The sequence below is a fragment of the Pseudomonas sp. Marseille-Q5115 genome (assembly GCF_916618905.1).
GTDB classification, from domain to species: Bacteria; Pseudomonadota; Gammaproteobacteria; order Pseudomonadales; family Pseudomonadaceae; genus Aquipseudomonas; species Aquipseudomonas japonica_A.
The window spans coordinates 2,491,358-2,513,966 of record NZ_CAKAKI010000001.1 but is presented as its reverse complement, the minus strand read 5'-3'; the positions used below and the strand labels follow the sequence as shown (position 1 = coordinate 2,513,966).

The following is a 22,609-nucleotide window of genomic DNA, read 5'->3' as shown; positions in this document are numbered from 1 at the left end:
CGGCATCTATCGCTGAATGAACACTACATTGATGAACATAGCCGTGGTCGATGACGATCATTCTGTTCGTAAAAGTCTTACTAATTTGCTGAAGGCTGCCGGTTACAGCGCGATGAGTTTTCCCTCGGGCGAGGAAATCCTCGCTTTCCCTGATATGGGGGAGCTCTCGTGCGTACTTATGGATCTACGGATGGGAGGCATGCAGGGCACGGAAGTGCAAAGGTTGCTGGCCCAGCGGGCACCAAGCTTGCCGGTGATCTGCATGTCGGCGTTCTGGGATGACGTTTCCCTTGCAGAAGCCACCGCTCAAGGTGCTTACCAGTGCTTGCGAAAACCCTTCACCGCCGAGGAATTGCTGTCGTCGATCCGCGGGGCGATGCCTGGCGTTTCCACCAGCGCTGCGACTGGGGCAGCGTAAACGGTTGAGATACACTGGCGGCTCACTCTTCCAACGCGCTGCCGCCATGCCCCCGCTCAAATACCTGCAAGCCTATCCCGCCGACCTGCAAGCCAGAGTACGCCAGATGATCGAGCAGCAGCGCCTGGGCGATTATTTGCAGCAGCGCTATCCGGAGCGGCACGCTATACAAAGCGACAAGGCGCTGTACGGCTATGTACTGGACATCAAGCAGGAACATCTGCGCAATGCGCCCAGCCCCGACAAAGTGCTGTTCGATAACCGGCTCGATCTTACCCACCGCGCGCTGGGGTTGAACACGGCGATCTCCCGTGTGCAGGGTGGCAAGCTCAAGGCCAAGAAAGAAATCCGTATCGCTTCATTGTTCAAGGAGGCCGCACCGCAGTTCCTGAAAATGATCGTGGTACATGAATTGGCGCACCTGAAAGAATCCGACCACAACAAGGCGTTCTACAAGCTCTGCGAATATATGCAGCCGGGTTACCACCAGCTGGAATTCGACCTGCGGGTCTATCTTACCTGGCGTGACCTCGCCACCTGACCGGAAGTTGTCCATGGATGTCAGCAAAACCCGCACCAGTTTCTACCGGCGCCTGTACGTGGCTTACTTGATCGACAGCGGCTTGGCCAGCAGCATCCCCGCCTTGACCGAGGTCACCGGCATGCCAAGGCGCACCGCCCAGGACACCGTGGCAGCGCTGGCGGAGCTGGATATCGTGTGTGAGTTCGAACAGGCCGAGGGCGAGCGTAACCATATAGGCCACTACCGGATCCGGGAGTGGGGAGCGATCGACCGTGGTTGGGTAGAACGCAACCTCGCGAGGATTAAAGCCGTGCTGCAGTATCCCTGACACGCCGCAGGGCTTTTTAACAGGCGCCCGCGGCAATGTTCAGCGTTTCTTATTGAGCGGCGGTGACTGCAGCGAGCAGTCTTTTCCCTGCCACATTGGGGTCAGCGGACTTGTCAGTCAGAAAGTTAGTGATCACGTCAAATACCGCGCCCTGAACAGCTTGGGAAGTGGACATATTGAAGGCCATGCTTGGTGCGAGGGTGCCCAAACGCTCTGCTTCGGCAAAGTCCTTGGCCGAAGCCTGGGCACAGCTATCGAACCTGGTCATGTCCAAGCCCTTGATGACGGGGATGGACCCTTTGTTCTGATTAAAGGTGTATTGGAAGTCGGGCTCGAGTGCAACCTTGGCCAAGTCATTGCGCGCAGCGATGTTACCTGGGGTGTTGTTCTTCTCAGCAGGCTTGAACATGGCGAGCGAATCGATGGTGTAGCTGTATGAGCCTTGTGAGCCTGGAAACGGCACACACTCGTAGTCGGCACCCGCATGCTTGCCCGCTGCGGTCCATTCACTCTTGGCCCAGTCCCCCATGATCTGCATACCAGCCTTGCCGTTGATGACTTTTGCCGTTTCCAGGTTCCAGTCCTGACCGGAGCCGTTCGGGTCCAGATACCCTTGGATCTTGCGCAATGCGCTAAATACTCCAGCCATTTTCGGGCCGGTCAACGTACCCGCATCCATGTCAATGAAGGCTTTTTTAAAGCCATCAGCCCCTAGGATGCTTACCACAAGGTTTTCAAAAATCGTGGTGTCCTGCCAGGCCTGGCCGCCGTGCGCAATGGCAATGAACCCGGCGGCTTTAAGTTTATCTCCGGCGGCGTAAAGCTCCTCGAGCGTAGCGGGGGCTTTTGCCACGCCAGCTTGTTTGAGTACGGCCGGATTGATCCATAGCCAGTTGATACGGTGAATATTGACCGGCACCGCCACGTAGTGCCCGTCGTATTTCATGGTATCGGCTACCGCCTTGGGGAGCAGGGTGTCCCATTGATTAGCCTTCGCGACATCGTCAATGCTGGTAAGCAAATCCAGCTTTCCCCACTCCTGAATGTCCGGCCCCTTGATTTGCGCCGCCGAGGGAGGGTTTCCGGAAACCGCGCGGGTCTTCAGCACCGTCATTGCCGCGCCGCCACCGCCTCCTGCTACGGCACTGTCCTTCCAGGTGAAACCATCTTTTTCAATGATTTTTTTGAGCACATCTACTGATTTGGCTTCCCCACCGGACGTCCAATAGTGCACGACCTCGACGGTTCCTTTGCGCTCCACACCATGGGCTACGGCGGGAAGCAATGAAGCGAGCGAGATGATAGCGGCGAGGCGACTGAGTTGGTTCATGGCGTGACCTTTATTGTTTTATAGGTGGTTATGTAGCTTGCCGTTGTTAAGCGGGTGACGCTTACTCAAGCCCTAGGCCTGCACGGCCGATCGCATTCAATTCCTCTGGGGTGAACCGGTCCTCCCAGGATTTTTCGTAATCCTCTCTGGGGAAGTCGTCGGGAGAGGCCCCCTGTTCAAAAGCGCGAAACACCTGCTGCGCGTAGCGCAAATTCTTGGGACACATCGGCGCGGCGGGGACATACATCACATTGCCCCAGCCTTGCTGATGTTCGACCGGTGCAACGCTATGGATTACGTCGCAATGCCACCAGACCGAATCTCCGGCCTGAACATCAGGAATGGGCGTAAGCCCTTCTACCAGTAGCGGGTGCCATATCCGGGAGACTGGCAGAACCTTGCCCGGCGCTACCCCGCACAACTCATCTTCGGGCACGTCGTCGAGCAGCGGCCTCAGTAGCATGTAAGCCATTGCTTCAGGAATTGGCAAGGTATGCAGAACGCCCTGATCCGCCTTCATGTCCGAAAGGGCAGTCCACCCTTGGAAGGTACGGAAGGCTGAACATTTGACGGTGTCCTTGTACGCATACTCGTCCACTTCTGTACGGAAGGCGGCGTCCCAAGGGTCGTACGATGCAAATTCATTGCTGTAGATCTTGTCGAACACTTTCAGGTAAGCCGGGTGCAGCCAACGCTCCAGCGCGCCAGAGTCGGTGTGCGGGCCCAGGCCTTTGGAGGTGGTTCCCGGCGGGCGGCGCCGCACGCGGTCAGGGTAGAGGGCATTGACATCCGGGTTGAACCATTCCTGGCCATGGGAATTTGTTTTCCATAGGCGGTTCAAGAAAGACTGCGCTTTGCCCATGCGTTCATCCTGGCGTAACTGCATCTGGGCCTTGGACCAATAGATCGGGAAGATCTCGGGCCTGGATGCATCCAGGTTACCGAAAAACTGGTCGACGGGGCCTCGGTAAACGCTGTCGAATTCATTCTTGTCCAGGTAATCCAGCAGGTCCTTTTCCCACCTCAGTACTTGATCTCGAGGGAAATGGTTTCTGATGACCACGCAGCCACGGCGCTTGATGTGCGTTATCTGTTCCTCAGTGACGCTTCCTTGATCGATGGCGTTGAAGTCCAGCACTGGCCATCCGGATCCTGTCCTTGCCTCCTGATCCTTGATAAAGGCGATTTCAGCGCGAATGAAATCACTCACCTGGGTAAACAACCCGTCGACGTCACCGATCCGGGCCCGTAATGCGCGCTTCATTTTGACGATGCTGTCTTTGTAATTTTCCGGGAGAGCAGCGGATTCAAAAGCTTGATACTTGCTCATGCTAGAACCTGTATTTTTGTTTAGTACAGGTATGAGAGCACTTCCGACTGTGTCACCGGCAGTGTCCTTTGCAGCGAACTTCAATACTATTGTGGCGTTCTGGCCAGCCAGAGAGAGCCGATCAGCCTATCGGCCATGGAGGCACGCTACTGAAAATAGTGGCCGTGCCGCCGACGAAATTCCGAGGGTGTCAGCCCCTTCAGCGCTTTGAACTGGCGGTTGAACAGCGCCTGCGAGGTGTAGCCAACCTGCTCGGCAACAAGAGACACCGTCCCATTGCCCTGCATCAGAAGCTCGCATGCATGCCCGATTCGCAACCGCATAACATAATCCATCGCGGTACACCGTGTGTGCCTGCGAAACATCCGATGGAATGCCGACACGCTGACACAGGCTATTTCCGCCAAGTCGGGGACGCTCACCGCAGTTGCGTAATTCAAGTGCAGAAATTCAAGTACCCGATGAATACGATCGTCTTCTATGACTTTCAGGCGGGTATGCAAAGGCTGGGCAGGAAGGATCCGCGTGGCCTGACTATCCCGCGCCAATATGTTCAGTATGAGGAGCAGGGATGCCAGCCGCTCGGCAGGCTCCTGAGCCACCATCGCCTCGATCATTGGCCGTACTTGGCGTGATGCCCCTTCACTGAAGGTCAGCGCGTTCTGAGCTGCCACCAGTAACGGGCGCAGCGGCCCCATCTCTGGAAACAAGCTCACCAGCGATTCAGCCCACGCCTCTGTAAACCAGATAACCAACGCGTGGTGCGGTTGCCCGGCCCGGATCAGCTCGGTAGAGGACCAACTGTGTGGCACATTGGGCCCTACGAGCACCAGATCACCATCGTCATAGCAGCCAACATCGCTGCTGATGTAGCGGTGACCCCGGCTATTCAAGGTAAGCGTGAGTTCATACTCAGGGTGATGGTGCCATTCGAAAGGAATGGCATCGGCCAGCCGCCTGTTCAGCAGCGTCCAGGAAGCGTTGGTTGGGGTAGGGACCTTCTCGAAGCTGGCTTTCATGGCGCTCATTCTGCTTTACGAGCGCCTCGATACGCCACTGCGTTATCGCCAGAACACACTCAGGCCTATTGCCAGTCTGAAAGCTTTCGCCCCCCAACAATGAGCCGATCGTTTGTTAGCCTCTCAACCTTGCTTCCAACTCGTCCCGCGCCTGCTCTTCCGTCCGCTCAAAGTGCAGCGGCGTCACCGCAATCCCGCCCCGCGCAATCACCGCGGTTTCACTGTCCTGGGCATCGGGCGTGTCATCGCGCTTGATGTTCAGCCAGTAATACGCCTGTTCACGCAAATCGGTACGCCCCGTTACCTCCAAGCCCCGCATACGCCCACGGCCCTGGCGGGTCACTTGCAAGGGGCCGGCCTGGTCGGCAGGAACGTCGGGGAAGTTCACGTTGAGGCAAGCGCCGGGCGCCCAGCCGGCGGCCCATAGCTGACGGATAACGCCGGGCGCGAGTTGGCGCGCGGTGTCCCAGCGCACGGCGTCGCGGCGAGTGAAGGCCTGGCTCAGGGCAATGGCCGGAAGCTCCAACAACAGCGCTGCCATGGCCGCGCCTACCGTGCCGGAGAATACGGTTTCGCGCCCAAGATTCGCGCCTTTGTTTATCCCGCTAAGCACCAGCTGTGGTGGGGCGGGCATCAGTTGGCAAACGGCCATGGCCACGCAATCCCCGGGCGTGCCGGAGACGGAAAAGCGCCTGTCGCCGCGATGGGTCACCCGAAGCGGCTGATGCAGGCTGAGCGCATGGGAGACGCCACTCTGGTCGTGGTCCGGCGCCACTACCCAAACCTCAACGCCCAACTCGGCGGCCACCGCTTCGAGCGCGGCCAACCCCGGCGCGTCGATGCCGTCATCGTTAGTGAGCAGCACACGTTCAAGGCGTGGTTCAGTCATCGGTATCAGGCTCCTGAGGGGAATGGGCGAAGTTCCAGCGCGGGGCGGTCTTGGCCAGGCGGTGGCGCATGTCGTCGATGTTGGCGGCCAGCTCCCGGGTCATTGCCCGGTAGCCGTCCAGTGCGGGGTAGGGCAGTTCTTCTGCGGGTTGACCGGCAGGGCGTTCTGCCCCTCGCAGCAGCTGCTCGGTGTGGCCGTCACGGAGGGCGCGCGCCATGCCGACCAGTTGCCGGCGAATGAAGCGGTGCTCGGCTTCAAGCGATGAGCGCAACGCTGTCATGGCCGCGGCATCGTCGGCAGGGGGGCGGGTATCGGCCAGGATCTCGAGGAAAGAAATGCACAGGCGCAGGTTACGCTGCAACGCGTCGAGCTCGGTTTGCGAGATCTGTACTTCCTTCGAAACGGACGCCATCAGGCCGCGCAGCTGCACCAGGGAGGCACTGAGGTTGCGCATGCGCTTGAGGTGCGCATCGCTGGTAACGGCTTCGCCGGCGACGATGCGGCCATGCACCGCAGCGCACTCGCGCAGGGTGCTGGCCAGGTTGTAACGCCACGAATACACGGCGTACAGCGGCAGCGCGAAGGAAAACGCCAGCGCCAGCACGTTGCCGATCAGGATGTCGACGGTACGCCATAGGCCATCGGATATGGGATTGTCGCCATGGCCGGCGACGATGAAAATCGTGATAGCCGACAGCAGCGCGGTATAACCCCCTTTGCCGATAGCGTGGTACGCGAAAAACCCGCACGCCGAGGACATCAGCACGTAGGTGAGCAATGACCACCCCAGGTAGCTTTGTTGGGCAACGATGGCCAGGCCGATGGCGGCGCCGATCAAGGTGCCATATGCCCGCTCGGTGGCCTTTCGGCGGATGTTGCCATGGTGCTGCAGCCCGCCGATCACGATCAGCATGGTGACCGAGGCCCATTCGCCGTGAGGCAAATGGATGCCGGTAGTCAGCAGGATGGTCGCCACCAGCCCGATTGCCACCCGCACGGCATGGATCAAGCGGGCGTGACGAAAGCGGCGGTAAGGGTCGAGCAAGGGGCGTAGCAGTCGGCGAAGGAACAAAGGCAGCGAGGCGGTCATCAATGGGCTTCAGGGTCGAGGGTGGGGTGAAGGTGGGCGCGCAGGCAGGATAGAGCAGGCGCAGCGGCCGGGTGACGCAGGAAAGGGTAGTAGCTGAGGTGAGGGCGGGCAAGGGCAATGCGCGCCGGGCCATCATGCGCGGTTGGTTATAGGAAAGTCCTTCGGTTTGATGCGCATGGGAGGAATGTTATCTTTGCGACGCAGAAAAGCGACATAACTTTCGGGCGACAAGGAGTTGCATTGTAATGAAACAAAGTGTTTTCAAGGTAATCAGACTTGTACTGTCTGGTGCTCTTGTCGGCGTGGTGACCACTAATGTGCTCGGTGGGCACGTTGAAGGCCTCACGGAAGTTGTTGGCGGTGTGATTGGTGCCGGCAGCGCTGTAGCGCTCATGAAGCTTTCGCTGCTGGCATAGCTGTGGCGCTTTTTGAACTCATTCCCAGCGCCACTGTAGAGAACACAACATTTACAGGCGCTGTTATCTGTGTGCTCATTCGCATCATTCTGCAATGGTGCCATGGATTGAAAATCAATACCTCGCTTTGCGTGACGGCTTTCTTCAATGGAACATCGGTCGTGCCCTTTGGATTGATAGCCGGATGTATCTCTTATCCGGATTGGATTCAGGTTGTCATGGAGTCCAAATTATCCATGGCAATCGCTGGCGGCGTGGGTATGTTTTTTGTGCTGGGCGAAGTTTTCCGCCCTTCCGATTTACGAAAAAAGGCGCAGGAAACCGGCCAGCCTCATCCTCAAGGCAAACTGCGCACATAATCGCTCATAGGGTTCTTGAGCCACGCTTGAAGTTCGGCTTCGGCCTGCTCGAGCGCATTGGGGTTGAGCAACTTGCGCAGCAGGGCGATGTTCACGGCGCGGGCCCGGAGGTTGAAGGCGGCGGCGCGTTCGCCGGTTTCCCCTGGCTGGTAAATCCCAAGTTTTTCATACAGCTGCTGCAGCCGGTTCTGCACGGTGCGCAGCGAAAGGTTGCGGCGGCTGGCGATGGCGCGGTCTGTGAGGCCCAGGGCGATGTCCTGCAATACCTCGTATTCGTTGTCGGTAAGGCCGTTACGCAGGTCCTGGGTTTTCTGCTGCACACCGCGCACTTCCCGGTCGATCACGCACTGCTGTTCGATGAACAGGCTCCGCAGCGCCAGCCGCAGGCGTTCTTCGGAAGCGGTCTTGAGGATGTAGCCATAGGCCGCGCCCGGCGGCACGATGCGGGCGATACCCCGCACGTAAGCCTCGTCGGCGTAGTTGGACCAGAACAGGATGGAAGTGTCGGGCTGGTCCTTCCAGATGGTCTTGGCCGCTTCCACGCCGGTGCGCTGGGGCATTTGCAGGTCCATCACCACGGCGTTTATCTGGTGCGCATGGGCCAGGTGTACGCCCTCCAGGCCGTTCTGGCCCTCAAGCAATTGCTCGCACTCGGGCAACGCCGCTTCGATCACTTCCTTCAGGAATGCCCGGTGAACCGGGTCGTCTTCCACCAATAGAATGTTCATGGCTGCTCCAGCGGCGCGCTGCCAAAAGGCATGCGGATTTTCACCCGCGTGCCCTTGTTCCCGGGGCCGCGGTCGATGTGCACGTTTGCGCCCAGCAAGCGCGCGCGGATCTGCATGTTCCGGATGCCGCCGGTTTTGAGCAGGTCCTTCACGTCCAGCCCAAGGCCGTCGTCGAGGATCGTCAGTTCCAGGTGCTGTTGGCTACCGTGAATCATCACGTCGATGGTGGACGGTGAGGCGTGGGTAATCGCGTTGTTCACCGCTTCCTGGATGATCCGGAACAGGGCTACTTTCTGCGGTTCAGCGAGGCGATTGGCCTGGCCATCGGTGTGGTCGTACAGGTGCGTTTCAATAGCCAGGCCGCTGTTGCGCACGCTACGCAACAGCAGGTCTTCAAGCCCTTCCTCGAAGCCGAACAGCTGCAATACCGTGGGTTTCACCGCATCGATGATCAACCGAAGTTCGCGCATGCTGTCGTGCAGCGCCTCGGTGATCAGCGCCAGTTCGCCGGCCACCCCAGCGTCGGTGGTTTGCAGCCGCGCCAGGCGCCGGTGCAGGCGGGTCATGTCTGCCAGGGTTTGGTCGTGCAGGTCCATGCCGATGCGCTGCCGCTCGTTTTCCAGCTCTTCAGTCAGGCGAAGCGCGCCCAGGCGCAGGCCTTCTTCGCGGGCAACGATACGTTCCTTGGCGATGGCCAGCTTCTTGGCCTGGTCGGTCTGGCGCAGGGCATAAAGGTAGGAGGCCAGCAGGTCCGCCACGTGTTGGGTGTATTGCACGTCGCCCAAGGTATAACAGTTCGCGCTGTGCTTGGAACAACTGAGCGCGCCGATGATCTCGCCGCAGGCGCGCAGGGGCACATGCAGCCGGCTGCGCAGTTGCGCATCGAAGATGGGCTGGTTGAAAGCGCCGGAGAACTGGAAGCGCTCATCGGTCATGGCGTTATCCGTGAGGATGAACGGCTCACTGCCTTGCAGCACGGTGCGGATGGGGCTCAAGGCAATCGGCAGCGGGTGGTCGACGAATTCGCTCCAGGCGGTGAGCACGCCGGTTTCATACGCGTGCAGGTGATTTTCTCCATCGAGCAGCAGCAGGCTCACGTCGATGTGATCGTGAGGCAGGATGTAGCGCACCTCATGGGACACGGCGTTGATCATGGACTGAAAATCCAGCAACCCGGCGAGGGCGCGGGATACGCCAAGGAAGTGCTGCAGCACTTTTTCAGGAGGAATGTGTGGACGCTGCACGGTGCCTGGCCTTTATTGTTCTGGGGCATGCCGGTATGGAGATCACATCATGGCGCATTGGATCACTGCCTGCACAGCCTAGCGCGCTCGGGCGTCAAGCGCTTGCATGGGTGCGCTCGCAGGGTGCGGGATCCCGCAAGTGGTGTGCGTGATCCTGCGTAACGTGTGCGCCGATCGCCGAAGACGCCGCTGGATCCCAGGCGCAGACTCGCCCCGGAACGTCATGAAACCGACCGGCTCAGGCCGGCCGTCACTAGCCCACAACAATAACAAGGGTCATGCTGATGAAACGTCCTCCATTGCGGCACGTGCTGTTGTCGAGTGTATTGCTGCTGTCGCCATTCGCTGTTGCCCACGCCGATACTTCGGATAAAACCATTGCGCTGTCCAATAACTACGCTGGCAACTCGTGGCGGCAAAACATGCTCGCCAGCTGGAAAGAAACCACCGACAAGGCGGTCAAGGATGGCGTGGTCGCCTCCACGGACGCGCTCACCACCGGCGAGAACCAGGCCACCGAGCAGGCGGCGCAAATCCAGAACCTTATCCTGCAGGGCTACAACGCGATCGTGATCAACGCCGCCTCGCCCACGGCGCTCAATGGCACGGTGAAGCAGGCCTGCGACGCCGGGATCATCGTGGTGTCGTTCGACGGGGTGGTGACCGAGCCGTGTGCCTATCGCATTTCCATGGACTTCAAGCAAAGCGGGCTGGACCAGATGGATTACCTGGCCAAGCGCTTCCCGAACGGCGCCAACGTACTCGAAATCCGCGGCTTGGCCGGCGTGTCTGTGGACGAGCAGATCCACAGCGGCATCGTGGCCGGCGCGCAGAAATACCCCAACCTGAAAATCGTAGGCTCGGTGAACGGCAACTGGACCCAGACTGTGGCGCAGAAAGCCGTGGCGGGTATCCTGCCCAGCCTGCCCAAGGTCGATGCGGTGGTCACCCAGGGTGACGACGGCTACGGTGCCGCCCAGGCTTTCGCCAACGCGGGCCGGCCAACCCCCACGATCATATTCGGCAACCGCGAAGAAGAGCTGTCGTGGTGGAAAAAACAGCGCGACGCCAACGGCTACCAGTCGTTCTCGATTTCCAGCGCCCCCAGCATTTCCAGCCTGGCCTTCTGGGTGGCGCAGCAGTTGCTCGATGGCAAGCAGCTGCCCCATGACCTGCTGTCGCCAGCGCTCAGCGTGACCCAGGAGAACCTCGACACCGCCCTCAAGGGGGTGGAGAAGGGCGGCATCGTGACCCAGGTGTATACCGTGGATGACGTCGCCAAGCTGCAGGCCAAACCCGCCGCGGCGCTGAGCGCCAACTGACCGACCATGCCGCCTGGGAGCACACATGAGCACGATCCAGCGAGCGCTGGTGACCTTCAAGGGCACCAGCAAGTCGTTCGGCGCGGTGCGCGCGTTGAACAACGTGGACCTGAGTTTCCACGCCGGGGAATGCCTGGGCCTGATCGGCCACAACGGCGCGGGCAAATCGACGTTGATGCAGGTGCTGGCCGGCACCCTGGCGGCGGACACCGGCACCATGCAGGTTGAAGGCCGCGACCTGCGCGCCAGCTATAACGTGCAGCTGGCGCGTCAGCACGGCATTCGTTGCGTGTTTCAGGAGTTGTCCTTGTGCCCGAACCTGAGCATTGCCGAGAACACCCGGCTGATGTCGCCCGCCATTCGCGGCTTCGGATGGCGCCGCGAGGCGAGGGCACGGGTACTGGCCTGCCTGGACGAGATCTTTCCCGGCCATGGCATCGACCCGGACGACACCGTGGCCGACCTGTCCATCGGCAAACGGCAGATGGTAGAAATCGCCCGGGCCTTTGTGCACGTGGACGAGCCGCTGAAGCTGGTGATTCTTGACGAGCCCACGTCTTCACTGGACGCCCGGGTGGCCGAACAGTTGCTGCGTTTTGTGCGGCGGTTCGTGGCCAAGGGCGGCAGCATCGTGTTGATCAGCCATATCCTGGCCGAGATGCTAGGCACCTGTGATCGGATCGCAGTGATGCGCGACGGCGGTGTGGTAGACATTCGCCCGGCGAAAAACTTCGACCACGCCTCGCTGGTGGAATGCATGGGCAGCGCCGCCAAAGCCACGGCCGAGCGCCAGGCGTTTGCCTCCAAGCGCCTGCAAGGTACGCCGGTGATTTCCCAGCAACCTTCACGGCAACGGGATGGCCGCACCGTCGACGCCCACGCCGGGGAAATAGTCGGCCTGGCCGGGCTGGCCGGGCATGGGCAAAGCCAGTGGCTGACCCAGGTGCTGCGCCGGTGCATCGCCAGCGGCCAGGGCGCCGCGCTGGTGGCCGGTGATCGGCAAACCGACGGGGTATTCCCGCTGTGGTCCATCGCCGAGAACATCACCGTGAGCTCCTTGGGGCAACTGCGCCGTGGTGCCCTGATCGACCCCGACGCCGAACGCGCCATGGCCGAGCAATGGCGCGAGCGCATGAGCATTCGCACGCCTGACATGGCCAACCCGATCCTGTCGCTGTCCGGCGGCAATCAGCAAAAGGCGCTGTTCGCCCGCGCCCTGGCGTCCAGCAGCAAGGTGATCCTGATGGACGACCCCATGCGCGGCGTGGACGTGAACACCAAGCGGGAGGTGTATTCGATCATTGCCGAGGAAGCCGCCAAAGGCCGCACGTTCATCTGGTACACCACCGAACTGGAAGAGCTGGACCACTGCGATCACGTGTATGTGTTCCGCGACGGCCAGGCGGTGCTGGACCTTCCACGCAACCAGCTCAGCGAGGAGCAGATCCTGCGGTGCTCCTTCGAGGAACAGCTCGTATGAATGCGTCTACACCCATTCCCCTGAAGGCTACGGTGGCCAAGCCAGCGCGGCTCAATGTGGCCCGTTTGCTGCGCGGCGCGCTACCGGGCGTGTCGCTGGCGGTGCTGCTGGTGGTGATCTTCGTGATGCAGCCCCGCGCGATGAGCTACATGGGCATGAACCTGATGTTCAACCTGGCAGTGCCGATCGCCCTGGCGACCATTGCCCAGATGCTGATCATCACGGTGAACGACCTGGACCTGTCCCTGGGCAGTTTCATCAGTTTCGTGGCGTGCGTGTGCGCCACTGTACTTAATCAACACCCCTTGTTGGGCTGCCTGGCGCTCGTCGGCTGCGTGGCAGCGTATGCGCTGCTTGGAGCGTTGATACACCTGCGCAAACTGCCTTCTATCGTGGTCACCCTGGGCATGTCGTTCATCTGGATGGGTGGCGCCATTCTGCTGCTGCCGGCCCCGGGCGGTACTGCGCCGCAATGGTTGCAGGCCATCGTGCGTTACAAAACGCCGCTGTTGCCGTTCGCGATCTTCGTGTGCATCGCACTCGCGCTGGCGGTGCACCTGTTTCTGATGCGTTCCACGCTGGGGGTGGTATTGCGTGGCGCCGGTGGCAACCCGATTGCCGTGGCCAAGGCGGGGTGGTCCCTGCTGCGGATCAAGGTCAGCCTGTACGCGCTGGCCGGCACCTTCGGCGTACTCGCCGGGCTGTTTCTGGTAGGCCTTACCACCTCGGCCGATGCGAGCATTGCCCTGCGCTACACGCTGCTGTCCATTGCCGGGGTAATCCTGGGCGGTGGGGAGTTCGTGGGCGGGCGGGTTTCGCCCATCGGCGCGGTATTGGGGGCGCTTACGTTGGTGCTGGCCGGGTCACTGCTGTCCTTCCTGCATATTTCCCCCGACTGGCAGATCGGCGCCCAGGGCGCGATCCTGATCCTCGTGCTGGCATTGCGCGCGTTCGTGAACCGCCTGGAGGCACACTCATGATGTCCGCCCGTTCCGCGTTTTCTCGCCTCAATAGCAAACCCTGGCTGTGGTCGTTCCTCGCCGCGTTACTCATATGGCTGGCGACGATCATGTTCACTGGCGGCATGGGCGGCGGTTCGCTGTTGTCCAGCGCACTGAGTTTTTCGGCGTTCTTCGTGATCGTGGGTATCGGGCAGATGTTCGTGATCACCACAGGGCCGGGCAACATCGACTTGTCTATCCCGGCCAACATCGCCCTCAGCGGCGCGGTGGGCATGAAGCTGATGAACGAACAGGCGGACTTGATCTGGCTTGGGGTAGAGGCGGTGCTGTGCCTGGGCGTGCTGCTGGGCTGCGCCAACTACGCGTTGATCCGGGTGCTGCGGATCCCGCCGATCATCGCCACGCTGTCTGCCAGCTTCCTGCTGCAGTCCACGGCGATCGCCTATGGGCGCAGCGTTCGCATTCAACCACCAGAGCTGTTCTACAGCTTCTGCACCGGCAACGTGCTGGGCGTGCCGTACCTGGCGATCAGCGTGGCGGTGCTGGCGGTGGTGATGGGCTATGTGTTGGCACGTACCCGCTATGGCCGCTGGACCGTGGCCATCGGGCAGAACGCCCGCGCCGCCGAACTGGCGGGCGGGCGAGTGGGCCGGGTGCGCTTTGCCACCTACGTACTGAGCGCCGTGTTTGCCAGCCTGTGCGGCGTGTTGCTGGCGGGCTTTTCCGGTGGCGCCTCGCTGAGCATGGGCGAGGAATACCTGCTGGCTTCCATTGCGGTTGTGGTGATCGGCGGCACCTCCGTAGGCGGGGGTTTTTCCAACGTACCTGGCATCTGGGGCGCCGCGTTGTTCCTGTATTTGCTGGTGAGCATGCTCAATACCTTCGGCGCCAGCGCCGGGGTGCGGCTGATCCTCACTGGCTTGATCATTATCGCGGTGATTACCGCTGTGAGCGGGCGCTCGTCCGCCCGCGCTGCTTGAGTGCCAGGCCATGTCGATATCCGAACCCGTCTATGAAGTGCTGGACCCACGTTTTCGCGGGCTGATTTTGCCCAACACTCAACTCGAATGCCTGTACGACCAATGCCGCTGGGCCGAGGGGCCGGTGTGGTTCAACGACGGCGGTTACCTGCTGTGGAGCGACATCCCCAATGAACGCATCCTGCGCTGGACGCCCGAGCAGGGGGTGTCGGTGTTTCGGCCCCGGTCCAACTTTGCCAATGGGAATACCCGGGACCTGCAGGGGCGCCTGGTCACCTGTGAGCATGGCACCCGACGCGTGACCCGCACCGAGCCCGACGGCTCGATCACCGTGATCGCCGACCGCTTCGAGGGTAAACGCCTGAATTCACCCAACGACGTGGTGGTGCATCGCGATGGCGCGGTGTGGTTCACCGACCCCACCTACGGCATCCTCAGTGACTATGAAGGTTTCAAGGCCGAGCCCGAGCAGGCGGGGCGTAACGTGTATCGGGTACACCCGGCCACCGGTGAGGTCCGCTGCATGGTAGGCGATTTCGCTCAGCCCAACGGGCTCGCGTTCTCGCCGGATGGCACCACCCTGTATGTCGCCGATTCAGCGCGTTCGCACCAACCCGATGCGCCCCACCATATTCGCGCCTTCGAGGTGAAGGAGGGCAGTTGGCTGGGCAGTTCGCGCGTGTTCGCGCAGATCGAGCCCGGCATTCCGGATGGCCTGCGGGTGGACGTGGAAGGCAATGTGTGGACCAGCGCCGGCGATGGCATTCAATGCTTCGCCGCGGACGGTACGTTGCTGGGCAAGATCCTGCTGCCAGAAAAAGTCGCCAACCTCACCTTCGGCGGGCCACGCCGTAACCGGCTGTTCATCACCGCCAACACCTCGCTGTACATGATCCATGTGGCGGTGGCCGGCGCGCAGTTGCCTTGATCGCCCTTATTCGCGAGCTGCGCCGGATGGCCGGCCCCGCCGCTTCCTACAGGTGTACGCCAAATTTGTAAGAAGCGGGCGCAGCTCGCGAATGGTGTCTTCTCACCAGTGACGCGATCAGGTAATCGCACCAATCTGCCAAGGCACGAATTCGTTCTGGCCGTAGCCGTGTTGCTCGCTCTTGCTGCGCTCCCCGGAAGCAATGCGCAGCATCATCCGGAAGATGTGCTCGCCGCGCTCCTCGATGGTCATGCTGCCGTCGGCGATGCCGCCACAGTTCACGTCCATGTCGTCTTCCTGGGTTTCCCATAGCCGCGTATTGGTTGCCAGCTTGATCGACGGCGAAGGCGCGCAGCCGTAGGCCGAGCCGCGGCCCGTGGTGAAGGCGATCAGGTTGGCGCCGCCAGCCACCTGGCCTGTAGCCGACACAGGGTCATACCCGGGCGTATCCATGAACACCAGCCCGTGAGCCCTTACCGGCTGCGCATATTCGTACACATCCACCAGGTCGGTGGAGCCGGCCTTGGCCACCGCACCGAGGGATTTTTCCAGGATGGTGGTCAGGCCGCCGGCCTTGTTGCCCGCCGAAGGATTGTTGTTCAACTCGGCGTTCATGCGAGCGCAGTAGCTCTCCCACCAGTGGATGCGCTCGATCAGCTTTTCACCTACCGCTTGAGTCACCGCGCGGCGGGTGAGCAGGTGCTCGGCGCCGTACACCTCGGGGGTTTCGGAGAGTATCGCGGTGCCGCCCGCCGCGACCAGTCGGTCCACCGCATTGCCCAGCGCCGGGTTGGCGGTAATCCCGGAGTAGCCATCGGAGCCGCCGCATTGCAGGCCTACCACCAAGTGGCGAGCGCTCACCGGTTGCCGCTCCACCTGGTTGGCTTCGGCCAGCAGCTCCTTCACCTGGGCGATCCCGCTGGCAATGGTTTTAGTGGTGCCGCCCGTGCCCTGGATGGTGAAGGTACGCAGCGAATGGCTGCTCTCCAGACCTTGCGCGGTGAGGAGGTCGGGAATCTGGTTGGTTTCGCAGCCCAGGCCGATCATCAGCACCGAGGCGAAATTGGGGTGCACTGCATAACCGCCCAAGGTGCGGCGCAACATCGCTAAGGCCTCACCGCCGGAATCTACCGCGCAGCCCACACCGTGGGTGAGGGCGACCACGCCGTCCACGTTGGGGTAGGGCGCCAGCGCCTCGGGGTGGATGTCCCGACGGAAATAGTCCGCAATCGCCCGGGCTACCGTGGCCGAGCAGTTCACCGAGGTTAGAATGCCGATGAAGTTGCGGGTAGCCACCCGGCCATCCGGGCGCACGATGCCCATGAAGGTTTCGTCGGTTGGTGCGGGCGCACCCTTGGCATCCACGCCAAAGGCATAGTCCCGGGAGAAATCGCCCATGGCCACGTTGTGGGTGTGCACGTGCTGGCCGGCTTCGATGGGCTGGCTGGCGAAGCCGATGATCTGCCCATAGCGGCGCACCGGTTGCCCGGCGGCGATGGCCCTGGCCGCCACCTTGTGGCCTGAAGGAACCGCATCGAGCACCTGGATGCCTTCAGGGAGGGCCAGGCCTTTTACCAGCGGCTGGCGCGCGATCAGCACGTCGTCCAGCGGGTTGAGACGGATCACGGCATTGGCGGCGGTTTCGCTGCCTGTTGTTGTTATGAGTTGCATGGTGGTACCTCGGTGTGGTCTTCCTGCTGGGCCGGCGGCAAGCCATTGAGCGCTTTCATCACGTCGAAGAGGTGAGGGACGTAGAGATCGCCATGCCCCAGATTAGTCGCCAGTACGTACACCTGCCGAACCGCTTCAGCGATTGACGCCGATGAGGACTGCTCCGCTGCCAATCGGGAATAGGCGCGCATGTCCTTGGCGGCGTTGCGAATGGCGAACTGTTGGCCGCTGTCGTCGCCTTCAAGCAGGTACGGGATGATGCGGTCGAAGGTTTTGCTGTGGGCACCGCTGAGCCGGCACACCCCAGCGAACTCGTGCAGATCGAGCCCGGCCTTGGCGGCAGTGCCAAAGGCTTCGGCGAGGATCGCCCCATTGGCCTGGGCAATGAAGTTGTGAATCAGCTTGGCCCGATAGCCCGACCCGTGGGCGCCCAGGTGATGCACGGTTTCGGCGTACGCGGCCATCAGCGGGCGCACCCGCTCCAGCACCTGCGCCTCACCGCCCACCAGCACATTCAGCCGGCCTTCGCGTGCTTCTCTGGGGGTGCGGTTCACCGGCGCGTCGAGGAACGCCGCGCCCTGGCTGGCCAATGCCGTGGCCAGCTCCTCGGCCAGTTCGGGGTCGGCCGTGCTGCTGTCGATCACGACAAGGCCAGGGTGCGCGCCTTCGAGCAGGCCGCCCGGGCCGAACACCACGTCACGAACCTGCGGGGTACCGGTCACGCAGAGGATGACCACGTCGGAATGGCGGGCCAGTTCGGCCCCACTGGAAGCCTCCGCGGCGCCCTTTTCAAGCAATGCTTCAATGGCCGTGCGGCTGCGGTGCGCCAGCGCACGCAGTTCAAAGCCCTTTTCAAGCACTCGCGCGGCGACGGCGCTGCCCATCAAGCCCAGCCCCACCATGCCAACACGTGTGATGCGCTGTTGTGTGGGTTCGGTCAGTTCGTTGCCTGTCTGGTTCATTGCGGCGCCTCCGCGCACAGCGTTCGAGAATTGGTAACTGCGGGCGCTTCGCGCCTTGGCGTCAGCTCTCGGCCTGGCCATTGCACATGCTGATGGCCAAGGGCAGCGATGTTGTCGCAACCCAGCAGGCCGATCACGCGGTCCACTTCGTTCATCAGGATTTCGATGGCGCGGTCGGCACCCGCACGGCCCCCGGCCGCCAGGCCCCAGGTAGTCGCACGGCCCACCAGCACCGCATCCGCGCCCAGGGCCATGGCCTTGACGATGTCGCTGCCTCGCCTGAAGCCACCGTCCAGCATGACCGCCAGCCGGCCTTTCACGGCTTCCACTACCTCGGGCAGCACGTCCATCGCCGACACCGCGCCATCGAGCTGGCGGCCACCGTGGTTCGACAGCACGATGCCGTCCGCGCCGATGGCCACGGCCTGCGCGGCGTCGTCCGGGTGCAGCAGCCCTTTGATAATCAGCCGCCGTGGCCAGCGATCCCGCAGCCAGCGCAGGTCCTCCCAGGACAACGAAGGGTCCAGTTCCTTGGCCAGTGCCGTGGCCGCGCCGCTCACGCTGTCCTTGCCGGGCGGCAACAGGTCGCCCAGGTTGGCGAAGCGCGGCATGCCATGGGGCCACAGCACCTCGGTCATCCAGCGGGGGTGCGTGATCACATCCAGGGTATTGCGCAGGTTCAGCTTCAGCGGCCGGGCATAGTTGCGCAGGTCCCATTCGCGCTTGCCATAGATCGCGCTGTCGGTGGTGACCACCAACGCCTCTACACCCGCGCGTTCGGCACGCTCGGCCAGCTTGGCGACGAAATCGCGGGTGCGGTACATGTACACCTGCATCCACACGCGGCCACCGGCGGCTTCGACCACCCGCTCCAGCGGCACGGTGGACGCATTGCTCAGGATGAACGGGATACCCGCCGCGGCGGCCGCGCTTGCCAGCGCAATGTCGCCTTCGTGTGCCAGCAACCCGCTGAAGCCGGTGGGCCCGATCATGAACGGTGCCGCGCTGCGCCGGCCGAACAGGTCGATGCCGATGTTGCGCTTGGACACGTCGATCAATGCCCGGGGCTTGAAAGCGATTTCAGAGAACACCTCCCGGTTGCGGCGCAGGGTGGTTTCTTCCTCGGCGCCGCCCTCGATGTATTCGAAACAGAAGTTCGGCACGCGCCGGGCCGCCATTGCGCGCAGGTCTTCGATGCTGTGCGCGCGGCGGGGGTCGCGGCCTGTATAGAGACGACGTAGCACGGGAGGCCTCCTAAACCGGTAGCTTGCGTTGATAGTCGATGGACAGCACGGCGAGCATCTGCACCACCGCCACGCCCACGAAGAACATCAGCGCCAGGAAATACGAGCCGGTGTTCTGCACGATGTAGCCGATAAAGATAGGCACGAAGATCCCGGCGATGTTGCCCACAAAGTTCATGATGCCGTTCAGCGCACCGGTACGGGCCCGGGTGGCCAGCATCGCCGGCGTGGCCCAGTTGCAGCCGCCGCACCAGCGCAGGAAGAACAGCGCCACGCACAGCAGCCCCACCACCGCGAACGGTGCGCGTACATAGGCTACCCCGAGCATGGACAACCCCACGGCGCCCGCGCCGATCATCATCATGCTGCGGTACACCCGATTGGCGCTCGCCCCGGACGATTTCCAGCGGTCCGCCAACTGCCCGGCCACTACCTCGCCAACGAAGCCGAAGAAGAAGATCAGGAAAGTGGCGCCGCCCAGGGACTTGAGGTCGAAGCCGTGGACGTTGAACAGGTAGGTGGGCAGCCAGGTCATCAGGCCGAAGAACACCAGGTTGGTGCAGGTGTGGCTGGCGCACATGCCCCATACCGAACGAAAAGTGAAGAATTTCAGCAGCGATCCGCCCGCGGCCACCTTGGGCTCGCGTGCATCCTCCTCGGCGTGGGCGTGTTCGATGTAGGCGATTTCAGCATCGTTGATCGACGGATGCTCGCGTGGCGTATTGCGGATGTACCACCAGGCCCAGATACCGCACAGGATGGTGCCCACCCCGGCGACCACGAAGGCCGCGCGCCATGAGCCAAGCCAGGCCATCAAAGAGGCGACCACCACCGCGCCTACGCCGGAGCCGAGCGCAGAGCCGGCATCCACGAGGGAAGCCCCGCGGGTTTTTTCGTTCTGGGTGAGCCACAGCGCGTTGAGCTTGCCGCCCACCGGGTAGATCGGCGCTTCGGCGATGCCCAGGCCCATACGGGTCAGCATCAGGGCAAACCATCCGGTACACGCGGCGCCCAACGCCTGGAACGCACCCCAGCTGATGGTGGCGACTGCGATCAGCGTACGAGGTTTCAGGCGGTCGGCGAGCATGCCCGAGGGCACTTGCATGAACAGGTACGTCCAGAAGAACGAGCTGAGGATCAGCCCTTGCCGCTCCGGGGTGAGGGAAAATTCCTGGGAAATCGCCGGCATGGCCACGGACAACGCCGCACGGTCGATGTAGTTGATGGACACGAGCAGCAGCAATAGAAGAAAGATCTTCCACCGCACAGTCGTCTTCTTGGTGCCTTGCAGGCGGGACATATCCATGCCGAGTCTCCTGTTATTTTTATAAGATCGGGCGGGTGGTAGAGGCTTGTGTAGGGCTACCGCCCCCAGCGCAATACAAGCGGGTCGAGGCGGCGTGCAACTTCCAGCAGCCCTTCGCGAATCTGCGGATGCACCGGGGCGAGTGGGTGGCGCACGGCATCGGATTGGATGACGCCGCCTTCTTTCATCAGGATCTTGCAGGCGGCGAGCCCACACTGGCGGTTTTCGTAGTTGATCAGTGGCAACCATTGCTGGTACAGCGCCGCCGCGCGTTCACGATCCCCGTTCACATGGGCCTCGATGATTTTGCGAATGCCGTCCGGGTAAGCGCCGCCGGTCATTGCGCCGGTGGCGCCGGCGTCCAGGTCCGGCATCAGCGTGATCGCTTCTTCGCCATCCCAGGGTCCTATTACGCTGTCGCCACCCAGCGCGATCAGCTCGCGCAGCTTGGCGGCCGCTTGCGCGGTTTCGATCTTGAAGTACGAGACGTTCTCGATCTCCCGCGCCATGCGGGCAAGAAACGCCGCCGGCAACGGTGTACCGGCCACGGGTGCGTCCTGGATCATGATCGGAATGTTGACCGCGTTCGACACCTGTTCGAAGAACTCATAAATACCTTGCTCGGTCACCCGGATCGTCGCGCCGTGGTAGGGCGGCATCACCATCACCATGGCGGCACCGGCAGCTTGCGCGGCCTGGCTGCGACGGGCGCACACCTGGCTGCTGAAGTGGGTGGTAGTGACAATCACCGGTACCCGGCCGGCCACATGGTCCAGCACCACGTTCATCACGGTGTCGCGCTCATCGTCGGCGAGGGCGAACTGCTCCGAGAAGTTGGCGAGGATGCAGAGGCCATCGGAGCCGGCATCGATCATGAAGTCGATGCAGCGCTTCTGGCCGTCGAGGTCGAGCTGGCCGTGTTCGTTGAAAATCGTGGGGGCGACAGGGAACACTCCGCTATAGCGGTTTTTGTTGTGGGTATTCATATCGTGCTGTGCTCGTGACTGCGGGGTAGGGGACAACCGCTGCGCTCAGGCGCGTATTCACAGGGTGCGGTGACTGCTGATGGCCCGACTATACCGAGGCGTTTTCCGGCCTGTATATTGAGTCCTTTCCATCCCCTGATGAGTTTTTCGACTCACCCATGAATACCCTCAACCTGCTGCTCTCCAGGCTGCGCCTCAAACAGCTGCAACTGGTGACCGCGCTGGACCAGCACAAGTCGCTGCACAAGGCCGCCGCCGTGCTGTCGATCACGCAGTCGGCCGCCAGCAAAGCCTTGCATGAGCTTGAGGTGATGTTCGAGGCGCCACTGTTCGAGCGCTCGGCGAGCGGGATGATCCCCAACGCGTGTGGCCAGCGCGTGATCGAATATGCCCGCTTGCTCACAACGGACCTGGCGCTGCTGTGTGATGACATGGCCGATATCAGGGCCGGGCGCACAGGCCGGCTGGCCATTGGTGCGATCATGGGGGCTATTCCGACCTATGTGATCCCCGCGCTGGATGCCCTTCATGCGCAGATGCCGGCCGTAACCGTCGAAATTGTGGAGGACACCAGCGCGCGCATGCTCGCGCAGCTGGACGACGGCCGCCTGGATCTGGTCATCGGCCGGTCTGCCGTGAGCGCGCACCCCAACCGGTACCGCTACCTCAAGCTTGCCGACGAGCCGCTGTCAGTAGTGGCCGGGTATGACCATTCGACCAAAACCCAGGGTGAGCTGTGCATGCGTGACCTTGCGCAGTATCGATGGGTGACCTACCCCAGCAAGATGCCGCTGCGTGACCTGCTCGAACGCGAGCTGGACCTGGCCGGTATCGACAAACCCGTGGACACCGTGTCCACGGCGTCTACCTTCGTCACCGTCGCGCTGCTCAACCAGGGCCGGGACCTGGTTTCGCTGTTGCCCACCGACATTGCCCAGTTGTTCGAGCGGCACAAGATGTTGCGCATCCTGCCCGTAGCCCTGCGCTCACCCTCGCAGCCCTTTGGCATCGTCACCCGGCGCAGCAGCGTGCTGTCACCTGCGGCGGAGCGGTTGATCGAACTGCTGTGTCAATCGGCACGGTGAGCCGCGCGG

General features: G+C 62.1%; 23 protein-coding genes. 11 read left to right on the top strand and 12 right to left on the bottom strand.

Annotated features, from left to right (window positions below; all coding sequences use genetic code 11):
* Nucleotides 1–16: 16 nt before the first annotated feature.
* From LG385_RS11540 to LG385_RS11530, 3 genes are read left to right on the top strand one after another with little or no spacing between them, the layout of a single operon-like run.
* Entirely contained in the window at nucleotides 17–418 is a 402-nt protein-coding gene (locus tag LG385_RS11540) for a response regulator transcription factor (protein WP_225774411.1), read from the top strand.
* Nucleotides 419–464: 46 nt separating this feature from the next.
* On the top strand, nucleotides 465–959 hold the full coding sequence (locus tag LG385_RS11535) for a M48 family metallopeptidase (protein WP_181122238.1): 495 nt from the start codon (nucleotides 465–467) through the stop codon (nucleotides 957–959).
* Nucleotides 960–972: 13 nt separating this feature from the next.
* A complete protein-coding gene (locus tag LG385_RS11530; protein ID WP_225774410.1) occupies nucleotides 973–1,269 on the top strand; it encodes a winged helix-turn-helix domain-containing protein in 297 nt (98 codons plus the stop codon).
* A gap of 49 nt (nucleotides 1,270–1,318) precedes the next feature.
* On the opposite strand, the gene LG385_RS11525 is transcribed toward LG385_RS11530, so the two are convergent.
* The 5 genes from LG385_RS11525 to LG385_RS11505 form a co-directional block, all read right to left on the bottom strand.
* Complete coding sequence (locus tag LG385_RS11525) at nucleotides 1,319–2,599, bottom strand: ABC transporter substrate-binding protein (protein WP_225774409.1); 1,281 nt, start codon at nucleotides 2,597–2,599, stop codon at nucleotides 1,319–1,321.
* A 61-nt stretch (nucleotides 2,600–2,660) separates the two neighbouring features.
* The gene (locus LG385_RS11520) at nucleotides 2,661–3,929 is read right to left on the bottom strand and encodes a DUF1479 domain-containing protein (protein ID WP_225774408.1); all 1,269 of its coding nucleotides are present in this window, start codon (nucleotides 3,927–3,929) and stop codon (nucleotides 2,661–2,663) included.
* A gap of 146 nt (nucleotides 3,930–4,075) precedes the next feature.
* Nucleotides 4,076–4,948, bottom strand: a complete 873-nt coding sequence (locus tag LG385_RS11515; protein WP_225774407.1) for a helix-turn-helix domain-containing protein — start codon at nucleotides 4,946–4,948, stop codon at nucleotides 4,076–4,078.
* 115 nt (nucleotides 4,949–5,063) lie between these two features.
* On the bottom strand, nucleotides 5,064–5,837 hold the full coding sequence (gene surE, locus LG385_RS11510; protein WP_225774406.1) for a 5'/3'-nucleotidase SurE: 774 nt from the start codon (nucleotides 5,835–5,837) through the stop codon (nucleotides 5,064–5,066).
* Nucleotides 5,830–6,927, bottom strand: a complete 1,098-nt coding sequence (locus LG385_RS11505; protein WP_225774405.1) for an FUSC family protein — start codon at nucleotides 6,925–6,927, stop codon at nucleotides 5,830–5,832. Before LG385_RS11505 ends, surE begins: the two co-directional genes overlap by 8 nt.
* A 245-nt stretch (nucleotides 6,928–7,172) precedes the next feature.
* On the opposite strand from LG385_RS11505, the gene LG385_RS11500 reads away from it, so the two are divergent.
* Both LG385_RS11500 and LG385_RS11495 read left to right on the top strand, forming a co-directional pair.
* The gene (locus tag LG385_RS11500; protein ID WP_225774404.1) at nucleotides 7,173–7,343 is read left to right on the top strand and encodes a hypothetical protein; all 171 of its coding nucleotides are present in this window, start codon (nucleotides 7,173–7,175) and stop codon (nucleotides 7,341–7,343) included.
* A 2-nt stretch (nucleotides 7,344–7,345) separates the two neighbouring features.
* Nucleotides 7,346–7,702, top strand: a complete 357-nt coding sequence (locus LG385_RS11495) for a hypothetical protein (RefSeq protein ID WP_225774403.1) — start codon at nucleotides 7,346–7,348, stop codon at nucleotides 7,700–7,702.
* Here the strand turns inward: LG385_RS11495 and LG385_RS11490 are convergent.
* Nucleotides 7,681–8,430, bottom strand: coding sequence for a response regulator transcription factor (locus LG385_RS11490; protein WP_225774402.1), 750 nt, complete (start codon nucleotides 8,428–8,430; stop codon nucleotides 7,681–7,683). The two genes, LG385_RS11495 and LG385_RS11490, sit on opposite strands and share 22 nt — an antisense overlap.
* The gene (locus LG385_RS11485; protein WP_225774401.1) at nucleotides 8,427–9,674 is read right to left on the bottom strand and encodes a GAF domain-containing sensor histidine kinase; all 1,248 of its coding nucleotides are present in this window, start codon (nucleotides 9,672–9,674) and stop codon (nucleotides 8,427–8,429) included. The genes LG385_RS11490 and LG385_RS11485 overlap by 4 nt, the downstream gene beginning before the upstream one ends.
* 284 nt (nucleotides 9,675–9,958) lie before the next feature.
* On the opposite strand from LG385_RS11485, the gene LG385_RS11480 reads away from it, so the two are divergent.
* From LG385_RS11480 to LG385_RS11460, 5 genes are read left to right on the top strand one after another with little or no spacing between them, the layout of a single operon-like run.
* On the top strand, nucleotides 9,959–10,996 hold the full coding sequence (locus LG385_RS11480) for an ABC transporter substrate-binding protein (protein ID WP_225774400.1): 1,038 nt from the start codon (nucleotides 9,959–9,961) through the stop codon (nucleotides 10,994–10,996).
* A gap of 25 nt (nucleotides 10,997–11,021) precedes the next feature.
* Complete coding sequence (locus tag LG385_RS11475) at nucleotides 11,022–12,476, top strand: sugar ABC transporter ATP-binding protein (RefSeq protein ID WP_181114274.1); 1,455 nt, start codon at nucleotides 11,022–11,024, stop codon at nucleotides 12,474–12,476.
* The gene (locus tag LG385_RS11470) at nucleotides 12,473–13,456 is read left to right on the top strand and encodes an ABC transporter permease (protein WP_225774399.1); all 984 of its coding nucleotides are present in this window, start codon (nucleotides 12,473–12,475) and stop codon (nucleotides 13,454–13,456) included. Before LG385_RS11475 ends, LG385_RS11470 begins: the two co-directional genes overlap by 4 nt.
* Nucleotides 13,453–14,418, top strand: a complete 966-nt coding sequence (locus tag LG385_RS11465; protein ID WP_225774398.1) for an ABC transporter permease — start codon at nucleotides 13,453–13,455, stop codon at nucleotides 14,416–14,418. Before LG385_RS11470 ends, LG385_RS11465 begins: the two co-directional genes overlap by 4 nt.
* A gap of 10 nt (nucleotides 14,419–14,428) precedes the next feature.
* Entirely contained in the window at nucleotides 14,429–15,346 is a 918-nt protein-coding gene (locus LG385_RS11460) for an SMP-30/gluconolactonase/LRE family protein (RefSeq protein WP_413247322.1), read from the top strand.
* A 117-nt stretch (nucleotides 15,347–15,463) separates the two neighbouring features.
* Here the strand turns inward: LG385_RS11460 and LG385_RS11455 are convergent, their stop codons facing one another.
* The 5 genes from LG385_RS11455 to LG385_RS11435 are packed head-to-tail and all read right to left on the bottom strand — an operon-like array spanning nucleotide 15,464 to nucleotide 21,515.
* Nucleotides 15,464–17,017 carry a UxaA family hydrolase gene (locus LG385_RS11455; RefSeq protein ID WP_225774397.1) on the bottom strand — a complete coding sequence of 518 codons (1,554 nt, stop codon included), beginning with the start codon at nucleotides 17,015–17,017 and terminating at the stop codon, nucleotides 15,464–15,466.
* The gene (locus tag LG385_RS11450; RefSeq protein ID WP_263974692.1) at nucleotides 17,005–17,979 is read right to left on the bottom strand and encodes an NAD(P)-dependent oxidoreductase; all 975 of its coding nucleotides are present in this window, start codon (nucleotides 17,977–17,979) and stop codon (nucleotides 17,005–17,007) included. Before LG385_RS11450 ends, LG385_RS11455 begins: the two co-directional genes overlap by 13 nt.
* A complete protein-coding gene (locus LG385_RS11445) occupies nucleotides 17,976–19,223 on the bottom strand; it encodes an alpha-hydroxy acid oxidase (RefSeq protein ID WP_225774395.1) in 1,248 nt (415 codons plus the stop codon). The genes LG385_RS11450 and LG385_RS11445 overlap by 4 nt, the downstream gene beginning before the upstream one ends.
* A gap of 10 nt (nucleotides 19,224–19,233) precedes the next feature.
* Nucleotides 19,234–20,529, bottom strand: a complete 1,296-nt coding sequence (locus tag LG385_RS11440) for an MFS transporter (RefSeq protein ID WP_225774394.1) — start codon at nucleotides 20,527–20,529, stop codon at nucleotides 19,234–19,236.
* A 56-nt stretch (nucleotides 20,530–20,585) separates the two neighbouring features.
* A complete protein-coding gene (locus LG385_RS11435; RefSeq protein ID WP_225774393.1) occupies nucleotides 20,586–21,515 on the bottom strand; it encodes a dihydrodipicolinate synthase family protein in 930 nt (309 codons plus the stop codon).
* Nucleotides 21,516–21,673: 158 nt separating this feature from the next.
* On the opposite strand from LG385_RS11435, the gene LG385_RS11430 reads away from it, so the two are divergent.
* The gene (locus LG385_RS11430) at nucleotides 21,674–22,600 is read left to right on the top strand and encodes a LysR family transcriptional regulator (protein WP_225774392.1); all 927 of its coding nucleotides are present in this window, start codon (nucleotides 21,674–21,676) and stop codon (nucleotides 22,598–22,600) included.
* Nucleotides 22,601–22,609 lie beyond the last annotated feature (9 nt).

Excerpts from the sequence above, each read along its gene's own strand:
- surE (WP_225774406.1), bottom strand. The coding sequence starts at position 5,837 with ATGACTGAACCACGCCTTGAACGTGTGCTGCTCACTAACGATGACGGC.
- LG385_RS11440 (WP_225774394.1), bottom strand. The coding sequence starts at position 20,529 with ATGGATATGTCCCGCCTGCAAGGCACCAAGAAGACGACTGTGCGGTGG.
- LG385_RS11460 (WP_413247322.1), top strand. The coding sequence starts at position 14,429 with ATGTCGATATCCGAACCCGTCTATGAAGTGCTGGACCCACGTTTTCGC.
- LG385_RS11530 (WP_225774410.1), top strand. The coding sequence starts at position 973 with ATGGATGTCAGCAAAACCCGCACCAGTTTCTACCGGCGCCTGTACGTG.
- LG385_RS11465 (WP_225774398.1), top strand. The coding sequence starts at position 13,453 with ATGATGTCCGCCCGTTCCGCGTTTTCTCGCCTCAATAGCAAACCCTGG.
- LG385_RS11470 (WP_225774399.1), top strand. The coding sequence starts at position 12,473 with ATGAATGCGTCTACACCCATTCCCCTGAAGGCTACGGTGGCCAAGCCA.
- LG385_RS11430 (WP_225774392.1), top strand. The coding sequence starts at position 21,674 with ATGAATACCCTCAACCTGCTGCTCTCCAGGCTGCGCCTCAAACAGCTG.
- LG385_RS11540 (WP_225774411.1), top strand. The coding sequence starts at position 17 with ATGAACACTACATTGATGAACATAGCCGTGGTCGATGACGATCATTCT.
- LG385_RS11450 (WP_263974692.1), bottom strand. The coding sequence starts at position 17,979 with ATGAACCAGACAGGCAACGAACTGACCGAACCCACACAACAGCGCATC.
- LG385_RS11480 (WP_225774400.1), top strand. The coding sequence starts at position 9,959 with ATGAAACGTCCTCCATTGCGGCACGTGCTGTTGTCGAGTGTATTGCTG.
- LG385_RS11505 (WP_225774405.1), bottom strand. The coding sequence starts at position 6,927 with ATGACCGCCTCGCTGCCTTTGTTCCTTCGCCGACTGCTACGCCCCTTG.
- LG385_RS11535 (WP_181122238.1), top strand. The coding sequence starts at position 465 with ATGCCCCCGCTCAAATACCTGCAAGCCTATCCCGCCGACCTGCAAGCC.
- LG385_RS11475 (WP_181114274.1), top strand. The coding sequence starts at position 11,022 with ATGAGCACGATCCAGCGAGCGCTGGTGACCTTCAAGGGCACCAGCAAG.
- LG385_RS11455 (WP_225774397.1), bottom strand. The coding sequence starts at position 17,017 with ATGCAACTCATAACAACAACAGGCAGCGAAACCGCCGCCAATGCCGTG.
- LG385_RS11435 (WP_225774393.1), bottom strand. The coding sequence starts at position 21,515 with ATGAATACCCACAACAAAAACCGCTATAGCGGAGTGTTCCCTGTCGCC.
- LG385_RS11490 (WP_225774402.1), bottom strand. The coding sequence starts at position 8,430 with ATGAACATTCTATTGGTGGAAGACGACCCGGTTCACCGGGCATTCCTG.
- LG385_RS11520 (WP_225774408.1), bottom strand. The coding sequence starts at position 3,929 with ATGAGCAAGTATCAAGCTTTTGAATCCGCTGCTCTCCCGGAAAATTAC.
- LG385_RS11525 (WP_225774409.1), bottom strand. The coding sequence starts at position 2,599 with ATGAACCAACTCAGTCGCCTCGCCGCTATCATCTCGCTCGCTTCATTG.
- LG385_RS11500 (WP_225774404.1), top strand. The coding sequence starts at position 7,173 with ATGAAACAAAGTGTTTTCAAGGTAATCAGACTTGTACTGTCTGGTGCT.
- LG385_RS11515 (WP_225774407.1), bottom strand. The coding sequence starts at position 4,948 with ATGAAAGCCAGCTTCGAGAAGGTCCCTACCCCAACCAACGCTTCCTGG.